Source organism: Acidimicrobiales bacterium, from assembly GCA_036378675.1.
Taxonomy (GTDB): domain Bacteria; phylum Actinomycetota; class Acidimicrobiia; order Acidimicrobiales; family Palsa-688; genus DASUWA01.
The window spans coordinates 28,906-47,897 of record DASUWA010000062.1 but is presented as its reverse complement, the minus strand read 5'-3'; the positions used below and the strand labels follow the sequence as shown (position 1 = coordinate 47,897).

General features: G+C 65.3%; 12 protein-coding genes. 10 read left to right on the top strand and 2 right to left on the bottom strand.

Annotation, left to right across the window (positions count from 1 at the left end; genetic code table 11):
• The first annotated feature begins 15 nt into the window (after window positions 1–15).
• From VFZ97_19225 to VFZ97_19210, 4 genes are all read left to right on the top strand, one after another.
• Window positions 16–1,638: a glycosyltransferase family 39 protein gene (locus tag VFZ97_19225; GenBank protein ID HEX6395572.1), complete on the top strand. Its 1,623-nt coding sequence runs from the start codon at window positions 16–18 to the stop codon at window positions 1,636–1,638.
• A gap of 183 nt (window positions 1,639–1,821) precedes the next feature.
• Window positions 1,822–3,348 (top strand): NAD(P)/FAD-dependent oxidoreductase, encoded by a 1,527-nt coding sequence (locus VFZ97_19220; protein HEX6395571.1) that lies wholly within the window; start codon window positions 1,822–1,824, stop codon window positions 3,346–3,348.
• 12 nt (window positions 3,349–3,360) lie between these two features.
• Complete coding sequence (locus tag VFZ97_19215; GenBank protein HEX6395570.1) at window positions 3,361–4,692, top strand: hypothetical protein; 1,332 nt, start codon at window positions 3,361–3,363, stop codon at window positions 4,690–4,692.
• Window positions 4,689–5,276, top strand: a complete 588-nt coding sequence (locus VFZ97_19210) for an alpha/beta family hydrolase (GenBank protein ID HEX6395569.1) — start codon at window positions 4,689–4,691, stop codon at window positions 5,274–5,276. Before VFZ97_19215 ends, VFZ97_19210 begins: the two co-directional genes overlap by 4 nt.
• 170 nt (window positions 5,277–5,446) lie before the next feature.
• Here the strand turns inward: VFZ97_19210 and VFZ97_19205 are convergent, their stop codons facing one another.
• On the bottom strand, window positions 5,447–6,610 hold the full coding sequence (locus VFZ97_19205) for a M20 family metallopeptidase (protein HEX6395568.1): 1,164 nt from the start codon (window positions 6,608–6,610) through the stop codon (window positions 5,447–5,449).
• A 107-nt stretch (window positions 6,611–6,717) separates the two neighbouring features.
• On the opposite strand from VFZ97_19205, the gene meaB reads away from it, so the two are divergent.
• A complete protein-coding gene (gene meaB / locus VFZ97_19200) occupies window positions 6,718–7,731 on the top strand; it encodes a methylmalonyl Co-A mutase-associated GTPase MeaB (protein ID HEX6395567.1) in 1,014 nt (337 codons plus the stop codon).
• Between the two features lie 9 nt (window positions 7,732–7,740).
• Here the strand turns inward: meaB and glgP are convergent, their stop codons facing one another.
• On the bottom strand, window positions 7,741–10,284 hold the full coding sequence (gene glgP / locus VFZ97_19195) for an alpha-glucan family phosphorylase (protein HEX6395566.1): 2,544 nt from the start codon (window positions 10,282–10,284) through the stop codon (window positions 7,741–7,743).
• A 77-nt stretch (window positions 10,285–10,361) separates the two neighbouring features.
• Between glgP and VFZ97_19190 the strand changes: the two genes are divergently transcribed.
• The 5 genes from VFZ97_19190 (at window position 10,362) to VFZ97_19170 (ending at window position 18,989) form a co-directional block, all read left to right on the top strand.
• Window positions 10,362–12,137 carry a maltotransferase domain-containing protein gene (locus VFZ97_19190; protein HEX6395565.1) on the top strand — a complete coding sequence of 592 codons (1,776 nt, stop codon included), beginning with the start codon at window positions 10,362–10,364 and terminating at the stop codon, window positions 12,135–12,137.
• Window positions 12,138–12,180: 43 nt separating this feature from the next.
• Entirely contained in the window at window positions 12,181–13,896 is a 1,716-nt protein-coding gene (gene treS, locus VFZ97_19185; GenBank protein HEX6395564.1) for a maltose alpha-D-glucosyltransferase, read from the top strand.
• Window positions 13,896–15,284: a phosphotransferase gene (locus VFZ97_19180; GenBank protein ID HEX6395563.1), complete on the top strand. Its 1,389-nt coding sequence runs from the start codon at window positions 13,896–13,898 to the stop codon at window positions 15,282–15,284. Before treS ends, VFZ97_19180 begins: the two co-directional genes overlap by 1 nt.
• 166 nt (window positions 15,285–15,450) lie before the next feature.
• Window positions 15,451–17,487, top strand: a complete 2,037-nt coding sequence (gene glgB, locus VFZ97_19175; GenBank protein ID HEX6395562.1) for a 1,4-alpha-glucan branching protein GlgB — start codon at window positions 15,451–15,453, stop codon at window positions 17,485–17,487.
• 71 nt (window positions 17,488–17,558) lie between these two features.
• On the top strand, window positions 17,559–18,989 hold the full coding sequence (locus tag VFZ97_19170) for an Ig-like domain-containing protein (GenBank protein ID HEX6395561.1): 1,431 nt from the start codon (window positions 17,559–17,561) through the stop codon (window positions 18,987–18,989).
• Window positions 18,990–18,992: the final 3 nt, after the last annotated feature.

Below are 18,992 nucleotides of genomic sequence, written 5' to 3'. Positions count from 1 at the left end.
GTAGCGTGTAGGTCCGTGACCGCCACTGGGGTTGCCACCTCCACCTTGGTCGGCGGGTTTCGGGAAACCCTCTTTGGCACCGAATCGAGGGTGCACCGGGGGCTGATCGCCGCCGGGTCGCTGGCGGTCCTCGCCGGCGTGGTGCTGCGATTTTGGGCACCGAGCCCGATGTGGCTGGACGAGACCATAAGCGTCAACATCGCCAGTCTCCCGCTGTCGGACATCCCCAGAGCGCTCAGCCACGACGGCGCGCCTCCGCTTTACTACGTGCTGCTGCATTTCTGGATGCAGCCTTTCGGAACCAGCGATTTCGCGGTGCGGGCGTTTTCGGGATTCGTCTCAGTGGCGAGCCTTCCGCTGTTCTGGGTTGCCGGCCGGCGGTTAGGGGGCCGCACCGTCGCCTGGGTGACCTTTTTCCTTGGCGTCACCTCGCCGTTCGCGATCAACTACGCCACTGCCGCCCGGATGTACTCGATGATGATCCTGCTGTCCGTACTCGGGTATCTCGCCCTCCAGAGAGCGCTCGAACAGCCCAGCCGTGGCCGGCTGATCGCGCTCGGTATGGTGACCGAGGCGCTCCTGTACACCCACTACTGGGGCTTGTACCTCGTCCTGGTGACGGCGGCTTGGCTGGTCTGGAGGGCACGCCGAAGCCCCTTCGGGGCTGGTCGACTGGCCTTGCGGGCCATCGGCTTCGGGGCTCTCGCCTGGCTCCCGTGGGCGCCGGTATTCGCTTACCAGGCGATGCACACCGGAACTCCGTGGACGAGCGCGGCGAGCCCCGGAGACCTACTAGGGCTCTTTGGCGACTACTCGGGACCCGGGTCGTGGGGCATGCTCCTGATGTTCGCCACGTTCGCCCTGTTCCTCGTGGGGGTCTTCGGCCGTACAGCGGTCCCCGGTACGAGGGTTTCGGTGACCGATTCCGACGGGGTCGTGAGGGAGGTTCAGTCGGGACCGGCGGTGGTCATCGAGCTCCGCCCGCGGCCCGGCATGGCCCCGCTGGTGCTCATGGCGCTCGGAACTCTGACGATCGCGGTGATCCTGGGCGCGGTGGCCCATGCCGCGTTCGTGGCGAGGTACACGGCCGTCGTCCTCCCGCTGTTTTTGTTGGTCGTCGCGGCCGGGATAGCTGTCATCCCGGGGCGCCGCTTCCGTGTTGGGTGCATCGCCGTGCTGTGTCTTGCCGGCCTCCTCACCGGGTACGGCGAAAACAGGCAGCACCGGACCCAAGCGAGCCACGTCGCGGCCGTGCTCAATGCGCAGGCACAGACCGGAGACGTCGTGGTCTACTGCCCCGACCAACTCGGACCGGCGGTCGACCGCCTACTTACCGTGCCTGGCGTGATTCAGATCACCTTCCCGAGGGCTCTCGGGCCGCAGCGAGTCGATTGGGTGGACTACCGCAAAGTGATCTCTCGAACGGACGTGGAGACGTTCGCTCAGGAAGCGCTGTCACGGCTCGGCGCCGACCACACGCTGTGGCTGGTGTGGAGGGACGGCTATCCCGGCCTGGGCGGCGACTGTGGATATCTGAAGAGCTGGTTCGACCTTCTCCGCGCGCCCGGACCGACCGTCGTCAGGCAGAACGGGAGCGTGTACTACGAGTACGAGAACCTGATCCGTTACTCGATATGACGGGGTGAGTGGGGTGGCCGCGGCTGGAAGCCGTCGGGGTACGGGTGGGATACTGACGGTTAGGCGTTTTCGAGAGGCCTGGTCCTTGCGGGTCTCCGCCGGTGCCCCCTGTGACCTGCGTGTGCCGGTGAGTGTCGTGGTGAGTGTCGTGCTGAGTGTTGTGGTGATTGGAGGATTTCGCGGTTGAGTGAGTCTGTGCAGGGCCTCGCAGACGAGGTGGTTGTGATCGGCGCGGGGCCTGCTGGGCTTACTGCGGCGTATCAGTTGTCGAAAGCGGGGCGGCGTTGCACGGTGCTGGAAGCCGACAGTGTTGTGGGGGGTATCAGCCGGACGGTGGAGCGCGATGGCTGGCGTTTCGATATCGGCGGCCATCGGTTCTTCACCAAGGTGGCCCCGGTTGAGGATCTTTGGCATGAGATCTTGCCGGATCAGGAGTTCATGCTTCGCCCGCGCAAGAGCCGGATCTATTACAAGGGGAAGTTTTACGACTACCCGTTGAGGGCGTCGAACGCGCTTCGCAACTTGGGGCTGGTGGAGGCGTTTTTGTGTGTGGCGTCGTACGTGTGGGCACGGGTGCGGCGACCGAAGGACCAGCACATGTACGAGGGCTGGCTGGCGGCTCGTTTCGGGTGGCGGCTGTACCGGCATTTCTTCAAGACCTACACCGAGAAGGTGTGGGGCCATTCGCCGTCGGAGATGCCGGCGGATTGGGCTGCGCAGCGAGTAAAGAATCTGTCGTTGCTCACGGCGATCGTGAACGCGGTGTTGCCCAGGCGCAACCAGAAGGATGTCACCTCGCTGATCGAGGAGTTCCAGTATCCCAAGTTGGGTCCGGGGATGATGTGGGAGCGCTGCCGGGACTTGGTGGAGGCGGCAGGGACGAAGGTGTTGATGGATACCAGAGTGCGTTCGATTCGCCATCGGAACGGTCAGGCGGTTGGCGTGGTCGGCGAGACCGACGGGGCGCGCACCGAGTATCCGGCGTCGGCGGTGATCTCCTCGATGCCGATCTCTCAGCTTGTCGAGTCGATGGATCCACCCGCACCGGATCGCGTGCGCCGCGCCGCGTCGGAGTTGTATTACCGGGACTTTCTCACTGTCGCGTTGGTGGTTCCCGCGGCGAGTGTGCCTTGGGACGACAACTGGATTTACATTCACGACACCCAGGTCAAGACCATGCGGATCCAGAACTTCGGGTCGTGGTCGCCGTATCTGGTCAAAGACGGCCGCAACGTTTTGGGCCTGGAATACACCGTCGAAGAAGGCGACAAGGACTGGAACGCTCCCGACGAGGTGCTGATCGAACGCGGCAAAACCGAGCTTGGTCGCCTCGGTCTGGTCAACCCCAGCGACGTCGAAGGCGGGTACGTGGTTCGGATGCCCAAGGCCTACCCGTACTACGACGTCGACTACAAGGACAACGTCCAAACCATCCGCGACTGGCTCCAATCCAACGCTGCGAACGTGTACCTGGTCGGTCGCAACGGGATGCACCGCTACAACAACCAGGACCACTCGATGTACACGGCGATGCTGACCGTGGAGAACCTGCTCGGCGCCGACCACGACGTGTGGTCCGTGAACGTCGAGGAGGAATACCACGAGATCAACGCCAGTTCGGTGGCCTCCAAACCTGCTGTCGCGCCCACCGGCCGCGAACAGACCGGGCGGGACGCCCCGATCCTCCCCAAACGAACCCCCGCCGCCTGACACAATCCCTACGTGGCTCGGATCTGGTATTGCCCGAACTGCGGGTACGAAGTCCACGGCCGTGGGCGTTGCCACTCGTGCCGCCAGAAACTGGTTGCGTCGGAGCTGCCCGAGCTCGAAGCGGGAGACGAGGACGAAGAGGTCGGCTACCGCCTCGGGGCCTGGGGTAATCGTGACCGTGGAAGGCTCATCGAGTACCTCAACGCGCTGACTATCCCTCACCGGTTCGAGGAGGACGAGCTCGTCGTTACCGCCGAGGACGAGGAGCGCGTTGACGATCTCGTCGCCGAGCTAATGGCCACTTCCTCGCACGGCGATGAAGACGATGACGACGACTATGGAGGTGCTGAGGCGCTCGGCGAGGACGGCTGGGAGCCGCGGTCCGGAACTCCTGACTTCGACACGGCCGCCTCGGTGGCGCTGCTCGCCGACGCTGCGAAGCGCCTGCGGGGGGACCCGACCGACATGCAAGCCGACGCCGACGTGGCCGAAGCATCGGCGGCGGTCTTCATCGGTGACGACTTCTACGGCGTCGACCCAGAGACGTGGGCGGCGATCGGACGGGTCACCCGGAGGCTTCTAACCGCCCTCGGCGCGGACGAGGCGCTCGAAGAGGAGATCAGGCTGCAGGCGGGTGTTCTCAGCAAGCTTCTCGAGTCGGTGCCCCTGCCGGAAAAGCCCGCTGCGCCGACCGGGCCCGCGCCGATCGAGCCTGGGCCGGTTGAGCCTGCGCCGATCGAGTCCGGTCCAGTTGAGCCGGGATCGGTTGAGTCCGGGCCGGGTGAGCACGCTGCGTCGGTCGCTCCGAACCCGATCCAGACAAGCGCTATAGGCCCCGTTGGCGGAGTGGCGGACGGTGCTCGATCCGCACGCCTTGCGGTGGGGACCGTGTACGAGCTCACCGAATGGCTCCCCGAACAGCGCGCCCATCTGAGTCTCCTCCTCGATGACAACGGCATCGTCTACGAGTGGGAAGACCGTGACCTGGTCCTCGATTCGTCGCGCGAAGCGGAGGCCGAGGCGTTGTTCTCGCTCGTTGGAGGGCTCGAGCCCGAGGACGAGGACGACGATTCGGACGAAGTCCGGTACCACGCCATCGAGGAGCTCTTCAACGCCGCGGGGCGTCTCGCTTCCGACCCCGAGGACCCGCAGAGACGGGCCGACGCTCTCGACTGGGCGGGTGAGGTCGACGGCCCGACCCCCGTTGGGATGAACGAGGTGTTCTGGCTGCGGGTGATCAAGAGCATCCACGCGCTCACCGCCGCGCTCGAGTCGGACGGAGACGACGACGCGATCGCCGCCGAGGCGGCGACGTTGCACGACCTCCTCCGTTCGATCGTGTGACAGCAGCCAGGCGCCGTAAGGCCCGGCTCGGGCTTCTCCTCGCCCCGGGCGCCGGCGCTGGTCGGGATCAGTCCGCGCTCGTGGCCATCGACGAACGAGTCTCCAGCGCCGGCGCAGAGGTGGTCAGGATGGACTTCCCCTACAGGAAGGCCGGAAAGAAAGCGCCCGACCGTCCGCCGGTCCTTCTGGCGGCCGTGGCGGAGGAGGCCGCGATGCTCGCCGAACGGGCTCAAAGGCTTGTTCTGGGCGGGAGGTCGATGGGTGGGCGAGTGTGCTCCATGGCCGTGGCGGGCGGCCTGGACGCCGTCGGGCTGGTCCTGATCAGCTACCCGCTCCACCCTCCGGGCAGGCCGGACCGCGTCCGGGACGAGCATTTCCCGTCCCTCAACGTGCCCTGCCTGTTCGTTTCTGGGACCCGTGACCAGTTCGGGTCCCCGAGTGAGTTGGAGACGGCCACGAAGGCCATAGCCGGCCCGGTGACCCATCGATGGATCGACGGGAAGGACCACGGGTTGCGAGGGGTCGATGAAGCCGTGGCCGCGATCGTCGTCGACTGGCTGAGCGAGACCGGCCTCCTCGGGTAGCGGGTAGCGGGTAGCGGGTAGCGGGGGGCCATTTCAGCGCTGACCGAGTGGTTAGCGCGCTTCAGGTGCCTTTTCCCGCGATTTGGCACCTAATAGGTGCACAATCGCAAACAAACCGGGACGACGGGTGGACGGGACGCGGCTCGACGGGGGGTCGGCTGGTGGACGGTCTAACGGCCGAACATCGCGTACAGCTCTGCGTACGCCGCGGTCGCGGAGACGAGAGACTCGACCGTCACGTACTCGTCGTTGCCGTGGGCCTGCGACACCGACCCGGGTCCGCACACGACAGCAGGTGTCCCGGCCTGGTTGCGGACGAACCGGGCGTCGGTCGTGAAGGTCATTCCGATCGTTTGCGGAACCGAGCCGGTTGCTTTGGCCACGGCCTCGCCGACGAGGGTTGCAAACGGATCGTCCGGCGACATCTCGCTGGCCTCCCCGAACATGTCGACCTCGAACTCGTAACGAAGGTCCGCGACGGCTGCGGCGTCGATCAGCTTGCGGATGCCATCTTCCGTGCTCGCAAGGGTGGCGCCGGGAAGGAGGCGCCGGTCGATTCCGATCGTGCAGGTCTCTGCGACGGTGTTGAAGGTGGTGCCGCCGGCGATCGTGCCGATGTTCGCGGTCGGGCGTCCGAGCAGCGGGTGCTCGGGATCACCGAAGTCCGCCGCGTGCAGGGCCAGGACAAGCTTGGCGGCGTTCTCGATCGCAGAGACGCCCTCGCGTGGGCGGCTCCCATGTCCCGGCCGGCCCTCGACCTTGATGTACGCCTGGAGCAGGCCTCGCTCCGCGACGCAGATCTGGAGGTCGGTCGGCTCAGGGATGAGGCAGGCGTCGCCACGTATGAACCCCTGTTCGAGCAACGCCTGGGTGCCGACCCTTCCGCCCCGTTCTTCGTCGGCAACGAAATGGAACAACACTTCGCACGCCCGCGACACGCCCGCTTTCTCCAAGGTGTCGAGCGCGCAGATCGCCGCCGCGATCCCGCCCTTCATGTCTGCGGTACCGCGACCGAAGAGCTTGCCGTCTTGCAGAACAGGATCGAACGGGTCGTGCGACCATGCCGCCGCGTTGACGGGCACCACGTCGAGATGGCCGTTCACGATCAGTACGGGTCGGTCGGTGCGACGCCCTTCAGGATGGGGCACCTCCGCGATGAGCGAAACTCGGCCCGGCTCGGGCTCGATCCGCGTCCAGGTCGGGTGCCGGTGGGACAGTGCTTTGACGACCGTCTCCTCGATGGGTGCCTCGTTCCCGGGGGGGTTTCGAGTGTCGACCGAAACCAGCTCGCTCGTAAGGGAGACGACCCTCTCGGCATCGACGTGTTCTCGCACTTCGCTGAGCCTACCGATGGGGCCTACCGATACGGCCTACCGATGGGCCTACCGATCGGCCTACCGATGGGGTTGCGAGCACGCCGCCCGACATACTGGTGCCCGGCATGGAGCCCAAGAGCAAACTTTCCGGCCCGGGCAGCGATAGCGCCGGCCCGGCCCGCAGCCGTGAGTCGCGCGACCCGGCCTCGTTGCTGACCTCGGCCCGGGCAGGGGACCGGGTGGCCGTGGGGCGGCTCCTTTCCATGATCGAGCGTGGCGGAGAGCCCGCACGCGTGATCGGGCGCTTGGCGTTCCCTGAGACGGGCGGCGACGAGCACGTGCTCGGGATCACGGGCGCTCCGGGGGCGGGGAAGTCCACGATCACCGATCGGTTGATCTCCTCGGTCAGGGATTCTGGGAAAAAGGTTGGCGTACTCGCGGTGGACCCCTCGTCGCCGTTTTCGGGCGGCGCGATCCTCGGGGACAGGATCCGGATGCAGGGGCACGCGCTCGACGATGGCGTGTTCATCCGCTCGATGGCGTCGAGGGGCCACCTAGGCGGTCTGGCCCTCGCGGCCCCGGAGGCGATCCGCCTGCTCGTAGCCGTCGGCATGCCGATCGTGTTGGTCGAGACGGTGGGCGTCGGCCAGGTCGAAGTAGAGATCGCCGGCGAGGCGGACACCACGATCGTTGCGGTGAACCCCGGTTGGGGCGACGCGATCCAGGCGAGCAAGGCGGGACTTCTAGAGGTGGCCGACGTCTTCGTCGTGAACAAGGCCGATCGTCCGGGCGCCGCCGAGACCCGACGGGACCTCGAGACGATGCTCGATATGGACGGAACCATGGGAGAGTGGCGTCCGCCGGTCGTTCTTACCGACGCGTCAACCGGCGCAGGAATCGAGGAGCTGTGGGCGCGTCTGGCCGAACACCGCGATTACCTGATCGCAAGCGGCGAACTGGAACGCCGTCGAAAAGATCGGATCCTCGGCGAGTTCCGGCGCGTGCTGCTCTCGAAGCTCGAGCAGAAGCTCCGAGCCGTAGAGTCCGGCGACACCTTCAGGTCCGTGCGCGACCGTTTGCTGGACCGCACGATCGATCCTTACACGGCGGCCGACGAGCTCCTGACCACCACCGAGTAAGCACGTCAGCTACGCCCAGGCGACACATCCCAGTTCGAGCGCCGAGCCGAGGTCCGGATGTGACGGAACGATCCTGACCGTGTAGCCGTGACGGCCGGCGGTGTCGCAGCGGAAACTTCCCTTGTACCGAAGCGTTCCAGTGGAGGCGCCCGAAACCGGGCTCTCGAGGGACAGCCTCACCACCTCAACAGACGAGAGCTCGTCCCCAGGGGCGACGGGCCCGTGAAGGAGCTCAACCGCGACGTCATCGGTTGTGAGATTCCCGAGGATCACCTCGACCGTCACGTCACGCTCGCCGCCGAGGTCGACCGGTGCGGCGGCGACGTCCGCATCGACGTCCACGACCTTGACGTTCGGCCAGGCGGCCAGCACCTTCTGCTTCCAGGCCGAAAGCTCCCTGGCCCGAGAGAAGCTGCTCGCAGCTAGAACGTCGCTCTGTCGCGCGGTCGGCTCGTACATCTCCTGTAGGTAGTCGCGGATCATTCTCGAGGCCATGACCTTGGGGCCGAGCGAGCGGATCGACGCCTTCATGCGGGTTATCCATCCGCGCGGGAACCGGGCTCCGGCGCGGTCGTAGAAAAGCGGCACGATCTGTCGTTCGAGAACTTCGAAGAGGCTGTTCGCCTCGATTTCGTCGCGGTGCGCGAGATCGGCGATGCCCTCGGCCGACGAGATCGCCCAACCGTTCGTCCCGTCGAACATCTCGTCCCACCACCCGTCGAGGATCGAGCAGTTGAGCGCACCGTTCAGTGCGGCCTTTTCGCCGCTGGTCCCGCTGGCTTCCATCGGGCGGCGAGGCGTGTTGAGCCAAACGTCGCTTCCCTGGTACATGAGCCGCGCGACGGAGATGTCATAGTCCTCTATAAACGTGATGCGGTGTCGGACCGCCGGGTCACGGGAGAACCGCACTATCTGGGCGATCATCTCCTTGCCAAGGTCATCAGCCGGATGAGCCTTGCCCGCGAACACGAGTTGCAGCGGCCTGTGCTCGTTCAGCAGCAGTGCTCGCAGCCGCTCGGGTTGAGACAGCAGCAGAGTTGCCCGCTTGTACGTCGCGAACCGCCGGGAGAAACCGACGATCAGGTAGCGAGGGTCGAGCACCTCGTCGACCCACTCGGCGTCGGTGACCGAAACGCCCCGGTCGTACAACGATGAACGAAGCCGATCGCGCACGAAGCTGACCAGCGCCTCACGACCCTGTTCACGGACGCGCCACAGCTCGTCATCGCGGGCCTCGTCGATCCGGTCCCACTCCTCGGGTCCAGCCTCGTCCCACGCCGGCGACACGTACTTGGAGTACAGGTCGCCCATCTGAGACGACACCCAGGTACGCCCGTGAACGCCGTTGGTGATGGAGCCGATCGGAGTCTCCTCGACCGGAACGAGCGGCCAGAGAGGTTGGAACATCTCCCTGCTGGTCTTGCCGTGAAGCTTGGCCACGCCGTTGGAACGGCCCGCGAGCCGCAGCCCCATGACAGCCATGTTGAAAGGCGCATCGGCCGGCTCGTCCGGGAAGTGCCCGAGCGACATAAGGGTGTCGATAGTGACCCCGCACTCCTTCGCCCACGCGGAGAAGTACTGCTCGATCAACTCTCTCGGGAACCGGTCGATGCCGGCCGGCACGGGCGTGTGGGTCGTGAACACGGTGCCTGCCCTCACCGCCTCGATCGCCTCGTTCCAGCTCAGACCCTGTTCTGTGATCAGCTTCCGGATCCTTTCGAGACCCAAGAACCCGGCGTGCCCCTCGTTCGTGTGGAACACCTGGGTCTCGACGCCGAGAGCTTCGAGCGCGCGAACCCCTCCCACGCCCAGCAGGATCTCCTGCCGGACGCGATGTTCGGACCCGCCGCCGTACAGCCGGTCGGTCACCGCGCGGAGCTCGTCGTCGTTCGAGTCGACGTCGGCGTCGAGCAGGTACAAGCGAACCCGGCCAACCTGGGCCAGCCACACCTGGGCGTCGAGTTCCGCGCCGGCGAGGTCGACCTGGATCCTGACCCCATCGACGAGTTCGAGGGCCATGCCGTGGGGGTCGAGAACCGGGTAGCGCTCTTCCTGCCACCCGTCGGCGTTCAGGTGCTGGCGGAAGTACCCGAGCCGGTACATGAGGCCGATCCCCGTGAGGGGGATCCCCAGGCTGCTCGTCGCCTTCAGGTGGTCCCCAGCCAGGACGCCGAGGCCCCCTGAGTACTGGGGGAGGGCTTCGGCGATGCCGAACTCGGGCGAGAAGTACGCGACCCCCCGGAGCGGGCTGGCTTGCCGGTTCTGGAACCAGCGGGGGGCCTCGAGGTACCTCTGAAGGTCGGCGTGCATCTCGCCGAGCAGTCCCATGAAACCCGGGTCGGACGCCAGCTGCTCGAGGCGGTGCCTGCCTACGAGGCTGAGCAGCCGGACGGGATCGTGGAAGGTCGATTCCCAGACCTGCGGATCTACCCAGCGGAACAGGTCCCTGGTGCGGTCCTCCCACGACCAGCGCAGGTTGTAGGCGAGGTCTTGAAGCGGGATGAGCGCTTCGGGGAGCCGGGACCTCACCGTGAAGCTTCGCAGGGCCCTCATGGCGGGCAACGGTACCGAAACCCCGGCCAGGTGGGTAACGCCATCGTGTGGTCGTCGAGCAACGTAGCGTGATACCCGTGATTGGCCGACTTGTCGTGGATGACATCCGTCCGAGGACCCCGACCGGCTTCCCCGCTAAGGCGGTGGTCGGCGAGAAGGTCAGGATCACCGCGGTGGTGTTCAAGGACGGTCATGACCCGATCGCGGCCAGGGCAATCCTGTTGAACGAGGCGCCGTCCAACAAGAAAGGCACTCACACCGCAGAGAAACCCGTCGTGATCACTGAGATGACTCCGCTCGGGAACGACGAGTGGGAGGGGTACGTCGTACCCGAGGGGATCGGCCCGCATTGGATCGTGGTCGAGGGCTGGTCGCAGAAGGACGGTCCGGTGGACGCCGAGAAGGCCGCCGATCTCACCCGGTCCGAACCGCACCAGCTGTGGGTGGACCGCGAGCGCGCGCTGGTCGGAGCTTGGTACGAGCTCTTTCCCCGCTCGTACGGCGGATTCGACGGCGCCGCCAAGCGGGTCCCCGATCTCGCCGCGATGGGTTTCGACGTCCTGTACCTGCCCCCCATCCACCCGATCGGGCACACGGCTCGCAAAGGTCCCAACAACACTCTCGCAGCCGGGCCGGACGATCCGGGAAGCCCGTGGGCGATCGGTTCCGAGGAGGGTGGTCACACCGCGATCGACCCCGATCTGGGAACCCTTCACGAATTCCACCGGCTTGTCGCGGTGGCCGAGGAAAACGGAATGGAGGTCGCTCTCGACTACGCCCTCCAGTGCTCACCAGACCATCCGTGGGTCACCCAGCACCCCGAATGGTTCCACCATCGCGCCGACGGCACGATCGCCTGTGCCGAGAACCCGCCGAAGGTGTACCAGGACATCTTCCCCCTCAACTTCTGGCCTCCGAAGGAGAAGGACAGGGTCGCCATGTGGGAGGCCTGCAAGGGGATCGTTGACTACTGGATCGCCCAGGGGGTGAACATCTTCCGGGTCGACAATCCTCACACCAAGCCCGTCGCATTCTGGAGATGGTTGATCGCCGAGGTGCAGCAGGCAAATCCGCAGGTGGTGTTCTTGGCCGAGGCGTTCACCCGACCGAAGGTGATGGCCAAGCTGGCCGAAGTGGGTTTCAGCCAGAGCTATACCTACTTCACCTGGAGGACCGAGCAGCACGGCCCCGACGGGCTCCGCGCGTACCTCGAGGAGCTTGCTCACGGGCCGAAGGCCGACTTCATGAGGCCCAACTTCTGGCCCAACACCCCAGACATCCTGTCCGGACCCCTCCGCAACGGTCCGCCAGCAGCCTTCGCTCTCAGGTTCATTCTTGCCGCGACGATGAGCCCGTCATACGGCGTCTACAGCGGGTACGAGCTCTACGAGAACGAGCCTGCTTCGGACACGAACGAGGAGTACCTTCACTCGGAGAAGTACGAGATCAAGGTCCGCGAGTTCGATCAGCCGTGGAGCCTCGAACCCTTGATGCGCCTGGTCAACCGGGTCCGGAGGCGTCACCCCGCGTTACAGAGACTGCGCTCGATCGAGTTCCACGACACGACGAACCCCCAGATCATCGCCTACTCGAAAGTGTCGGACGACGGAGATGACATTGTCCTTACCGTCGTCAACCTCGATCCGCACTTCGCCCAGGTAGCGCTCGTCGACATCTGGTCTCTCGGCGTTCCGTTCGGTGTTCCGTACACGGTCGTCGACGAGTTGTCGGGCGAGTCCTACGAGTGGCGCGGGAGCAACCCATACATTCGGCTCGACCCGACGTACCGGGTGGCGCACATTTTCGACATAACCTCCGCGGTGGAGGCTCCCGGGACCGCGACCGCCATCTGAATGGTCTCGAGCTACACGGCCCTCCCGCGATGACCCTTCCGCGATGATCAGCCCGTTCGCCGCACCGGAACCGAGGTGGTACCAGTACGCGGTCTTCTACGAAATCCTCGTGCGCGGCTTCTACGACCAGAACGACGACGGGACAGGGGATCTCTCCGGTATCACGGCAAAGCTCGACTACCTGAAATGGCTCGGCGTTGACTGCCTCTGGCTTCTCCCGTTCTACCAATCGCCACTGCGCGACGGGGGTTATGACATCAGCGATTTCTGGACGGTACTTCCCGAATACGGCGACCTTGCCGACGCGGTCGAACTGGTCGAGGAAGCGCACAAGCGGGGGATCCGGGTAATAGCCGACCTGGTGATGAACCACACATCGGACCAGCACCCCTGGTTCCTGGAGTCGCGCGAGGACCGGACCAATCCGAAGGCCGACTGGTATGTGTGGCGCGACGAGGACGACGAGTATCGCGATGCCCGCGTCATCTTCGTCGACACGGAAAAATCGAACTGGACCTTCGACGCCCAGCGAGGCCAGTACTACTGGCACCGGTTCTTTTCGCACCAACCCGACCTCAACTACGACAACCCCGAGGTGGCCGAGGCCATGCTCGACGTGGTTCGCTACTGGCTCGATATCGGACTCGACGGGTTCAGGCTCGACGCGGTGCCTTATTTGTTCGAACGTGAAGGAACCAACTGCGAGAACCTGCCGGAGACTCACGAGTACCTGCGGCGGTTGCGCAAGGAAGTCGACTCCCTGTTCCCGGGGAGGGTTCTCCTTGCCGAAGCCAACCAATGGCCCGAAGACGTGGTGGAGTACTTCGGCAGCAGCGACGAGTGCCACATGTGCTTCCACTTCCCTCTCATGCCGCGAATGTTCATGGCAGTTCGCCGCGAGCAGCGATACCCCATCACCGAAATTCTCGCCAGGACACCGGAGATACCGCCGGGTTGCCAGTGGGGCATATTCCTCCGCAACCACGACGAGCTGACCCTCGAGATGGTCACCGACGAAGAGCGCGACTACATGTGGGCGGAGTACGCCAAGGACCCGCGCATGAAGAGGAACATCGGCATAGGCAGGCGCCTTGCTCCTCTGGTCGACAACGACCGCCGCGTCGCCGAGTTGCTCCACTCTCTACTCTTCAGCTTTCCCGGCTCGCCCGTTCTTTACTACGGGGACGAGATCGGAATGGGCGACAACATCTATCTCGGCGACCGCGACAGCGTTCGCACTCCCATGCAGTGGTCGCCCGACCGGAACGCGGGGTTCAGCCATTCGGACTTCGCGCAGCTGTACCTCCCGCCGCTCATGGATCCGGTGTACGGATTCCAGGCCGTCAACGTGGAAGCCCACCTTCGCGACCCGAGCTCGATGCTGCACTGGATGAAGCGGATGCTCGAGGTACGCAAGCAGCACCCCGTCTTCGGCTCGGGAACGTTCGAGGTGCTTTCCGTCGACAACCCTTCAGTGCTCGCGTATCTGCGCACCGGTCCGAGGGAACCAGCGGAAGACGAAGAGATCCCCACACTCGAGGCGGACGACGCGGGGGACGACATCGTCCTGTGCGTCTGCAACCTCTCCCGTTTCGCGCAGCCGGCGGAACTTCCGCTGCAGCGCTTCGATGGCAAGGTTCCGATCGAGCTGCTAGGACGCGTGCCGTTCCCCAAGATCGGCGAGCTGCCCTACTTCGTGACCCTGGCCCCATACGGTTTCTATTGGTTCGAGCTCGTCGATGCGGCGGGAGGTGTGTGATGGGCGAACTTCCGGCTGGATCGGCGGCTGGGTTGCCAGATGGATTGCCAGATGGATTGATGGAGCTGGTTCCCGCACACCTGGAAGCTCAGCGCTGGTATGCGGGCCATTCGGGTCCGGCCCTCGAGAAGGTCGACCTCGAGTGGGCCGGCCGTCTGTGGGGCGACGACGAAGGGCTCCGCGCGCTCTGGCACGCCATCGCGGTTGCTGGCGACGACCGCTACCAGCTGGTCATCGGAGAGCGCCCCGCCGGCGAACGAGCGGATTTCCTGCACGGTCGCGAAGAGGCGATGCTCGGGGCGATCGAGCAGTCGTACTTCTATGACGCGACCCTCGACTCGGACCTCGCCAAAGTGCTTCTTGAAATCGCGAGCGGGGGATCCCAGGAGGCCGCGTTCGCCCGTCCGATCAGCGCCGAACAGTCGAACACGTCGCTGGTGTACGACGACAAGATCATCCTCAAGCTGTTCCGAAAGCTCCATCCCGGCAGGAACCCCGATGTCGAGGTGACGGCGGTCCTCGCCGAGGCTGGTTTCGACCACGTTGCGGCCCCACTGGTCATCTGGAGAGATCACGGCTACGACCTCGCCTTCGGCCAGGAGTTTCTCGCCGGCGGCACCGACGGCTGGGCCCTGGCTCTCACGTCTCTCAGAGACCTGTACAACTCGGCCATCCTCGGCCCCGCCGACGCCGGCGGCGACTTCGCCGCGGAGGCAGCCCGCTTGGGCAGGATGACCGCGGAGATGCACCGCGCGCTGGTCGAGGGATTCGGGTTCGCCACGACCGAGGAATCCCAGGCGCTTTGGCGATCGTTGGTCGACACCCTTCCCGGACGGCTTCGCTCCGCAAGCGAGGCGGCGGATCGGGATCTTCTCGCCGCGGCCGAACCTCTGCTGGGCCGGCTGGCTCAGCTAAAGGATCCCGGTCGGTTCGTGCGGGTCCACGGCGACTACCACCTCGGGCAGGTGATGCGCACCGATACCGGGTGGTACGTGCTCGACTTCGAGGGCGAGCCGGGGCGAGATCTTTCCGCGCGGGTCGGGTACGCATCGCCGGCCAAGGACATCACCGGGATGCTCCGCTCATTCCATTACGCCACACGTCATGCGCTGGCGGAACGGGCTCAAACGGAGGTGGAGAGCCTGGACGGCCTCGCCCTGGCCTGGGATGCCCACAACCGCCAGGCCTTCCTGGACGGCTACCGGGACACCAAGGGGGTGGAGGCCCTGATGCCCCCGCCGGAGTCGTCGGCGGCCGTTCTTCTCGCCTACGAGCTGGATAAAGCGCTGTATGAGCTCGATTACGAGAGAGCTCACCGCCCAGATTGGGTATCCATACCCCTTGACGCATTAGACCGCCTGCTCCACGAGGGTGACGACGTTGGCTAGAGGTGCCACCAAACAGGTTTCAGAGCTGGATCTCGTAGCGCAGGGGTTGCACTCGGACCCCCACCGCATCCTGGGACGACACGGGTCGACGGTCCGGGCCTTTCGGCCGGGGGCCGTTGCGATGCGTGTCGAAGTTGGGTCGAACGGGAGCAGGAAAGCGTTCGAGATGACGCGGATCCACGACGGCGGTGTATTCGAGGGATCCATCGACACCGACGTCAAGGAGTACGAGTTCGAAGCGGACTACGCCGACGGAGATCGCACCATCACGTACCGTTACTGCGATCCTTACGCGGCGTGGCCCACGCTTGGCGAGCTGGATCTGCACCTGTTCGGCGAAGGTCGGCACCACCGGTTGTGGGAGGTGCTTGGTTCCCATCTCCGGGTGCACGACGGGATGGCGGGAGTCTCCTTCGCCGTGTGGGCCCCGAATGCGAAGGCGGTTCGGGTCGTCGGAGACTGGAATTTCTGGGACGGCAGGGTTCACCCGATGAGATCACTCGGCTCGTCCGGCGTGTGGGAGCTGTTCGTGCCTGGGGTGAGCGCGGGTGCCCGCTACAAGTACGAGATCATCAGCAGCACTGGCGAGCTGATCCTGAAAACCGACCCGATGGCGTTCGAGATGGAGGTCCCCCCGGCCACCGCGAGTGTGGTGGTCGACCTGAGCGATTTCGACTGGGGCGACTCTGGCTGGTTGACGTCCCGGGCGAACGGCGACCTGCTGAGGCAGCCGATGTCTGTCTACGAGCTCCATCTGGGGTCGTGGAGGCACACCGACACCGGAGAGGGGCCTCGCCGGCCTCTCACCTACCGTGAGCTCGCGGAGCAGCTTCCCGACTACTTGGACGACATGGGTTTCACTCACGTGGAATTCCTGCCGGTCGCCGAGCATCCGTTCAGCGGGTCATGGGGATACCAGGTCTCCGGTTACTACGCCCCGACGTCGCGTTTCGGTACCCCAGACGATTTCCGGGCCTTGATCGACGCGCTTCACCAACGCGGCATCGGGGTGATCCTCGACTGGGTACCGGCTCACTTCCCCAAGGACGCGTTCGCGCTGGCGAGGTTCGACGGGACCGCCCTTTACGAGCACGCAGATCCGCGTCAGGGCGAGCATCCCGACTGGGGCACCCTCGTGTTCAACTTCGGGCGCAACGAGGTACGCAACTTCCTCATCGCCAACGCCCTGTATTGGGTTCAGGAGTTCCATATCGACGGCCTGAGGGTCGACGCCGTGGCTTCGTTGCTCTACCTCGACTACTCGCGCAAAGCCGGGGAATGGGTCCCAAATCAGTTCGGCGGCCGCGAGAACCTCGACGCGGTGTCCTTCATCAAGGAGCTCAACGAGACCGTGTTCGGACAGGATTCCGGTGCGACCATGATCGCCGAGGAGTCGACAGCGTGGCCAAGTGTCTCCCGCCCCACTTACCTGGGAGGCCTCGGATTCGGATTCAAGTGGAACATGGGCTGGATGCACGACACCCTCGACTACTTCCACCACGATCCGGTTCACCGCCGCTACCACCACGGCGAACTGACCTTCGGTCTTCTGTACGCGTGGACCGAGAACTTCATCCTTCCGCTCTCGCACGACGAGGTGGTGCACGGCAAAGGATCGTTGCTCAACAAGATGCCCGGCGACCGCTGGCAGCAGCTCGCCAACCTCCGGACGCTGTACGCATGGATGTGGGCTCACCCGGGCAAGCAGCTCCTCTTCATGGGCGGCGAGTTCGCGCAGGAGCGTGAGTGGAACGCCGAGCAGGAGATCGACTGGTGGATCCCCGCGGAGTGGGCCGACCACCGCAAGCTGCAGGACATGGTCCGAGACCTGAACCGGGTGTACCGGGAGCAGCCCGCCCTGTGGGAGGAGGACGTCACGTCGGCGGGGTTCGCCTGGATCGACGCGAACGACGCCGACCAGAGCGTCCTGTCGTTCCTGCGTCGACGGAGGGACGGCCGGCCGGGGGGCGAACTGGCGTGCATCGCGAACCTCACCCCCGTCCCCCGGCACGGCTACAGGATCGGCCTGCCCGCCGAGGGAAGGTGGACGGAGTTGGTCAATACCGACGCTCAGGAGTGGGGCGGATCCGGGGACGGCAACTTCGGCGGGGTGCAAGCAGAGCGGATCCCCTGGCACGGTCAGCCCTGCTCCGCTTCGGTGACCTTGCCTCCCCTTGCAGTGGTGTGGCTCGGAGCCCCCTGAACCTCTTTTTTTCCGGCGTCAAGCCGTAGAACGACGTGTCTTATCGGTCATTGGCCCGTATTCTTTTGACGGTGCGGGTCGTTACACGCGGAAAACACTCGAGCGGCCCCGCCTGGTGGGCCCGCTGGCAGATTGTCGCCGCCGCGGCTCTCGCGCTCGTCGCCGGCGGCACCGGTGCCGCGATCGCGGTCACGGTCTCCCAGCCCTCGGCTGCCGAAGTGGCTGCCGCCAAGGCAAGAGCCGCCGCGCACAAGCAGGCAGTCGAAACCGCCGCACGAAACGCAGAGGTCGCCCGGCTCGTCGCGGCCCTGGTTTTCTCGCCGACCGACGGCGCGACGTCGGTACAGCCGGATTCACCGGTGTCCGTGTCGTCGAGCGCCGGAGCCCTGAGTTCGGTGACGGTCACTGCGGGCCCTTCGACACTCGTCGGCAATCTCACCCTGGATCACACCAAGTGGTCCTCCTCTGACGGCCTGCAGCCGGGGACCACCTATTCGGTGACCGCGACAGTGGAGGGTCCGGGAGGGGTCACCGCGCAACGCACGACCACTTTTTCAACGGTGACTCCGGTGGCCAAAGTGACCCTCACGCTCTTCCCCTACGGCGGGATGACCGTCGGGGTCGGAGAGCCGGTCATCGTGCACTTCAACCACGCGATCAACGGCGCCGGGGCCAGGCAGTCGGTCCTGTCGCACTTCACCATCACCGAGTCCAATCCGGTTGCCGGTGGGTGGCACTGGTTCAGCCCGTACGAGCTCCACTTCCGGCCGCAGAACTACTGGCCAACCGGCGAGCAGGTAAGTGTCTCGTCCGACCTGGACGGCTGGAACGCCGGCGACGGGAGATGGGGGACCGGACGGGTGACGGCCAACTTCGTCATCGGCGACGCTCACATCTCGGTTGCCAACCTGAGCACCGACCGGATGACCGTGTACAGCAACGGCGCGACGATCGCGAGCTATCCGGTCAGCGGAGGACGCGATCAATACCCGACGATGGGCGGTGTCCACATCGTCATGGACAAGGAACCCGTGGTTCACATGGTCTCTTCGTCTGTAGGGATTCCGGTCAACTCCCCGGCGGGCTATGACGAGTTCGTATATCAGGATGTGCACATCTCCGACAGCGGCGAGTACGTGCACGACGCGCCGTGGTCCGTCGGCTCGCAGGGCCGTACGAACGTGTCGCACGGATGCATCAACCTGGGACCCAACGACTCGCAGGCTTTCTACAACTTCAGCCGGGTCGGCGATGTGGTCCAAGTTCTCGGAAGCCCCCGCCCGCCCGTCGGAGGGGATCACGGGGTGATGGACTGGACGACCGACTGGAGCCAGTGGACTCCCGGCACCGTTCAATCGAGCAACCCGACGCCCCCGAGCACCTCCACTACGACGCCTGCCGCGACGTCGCCGACGACGTCGTCGTCGGTGGGCACCACGACGTACGGCACACAGCCGAACTCCTCCACGACCTCATCGACGGTCTCCTCAACCGCGCACTAGTCG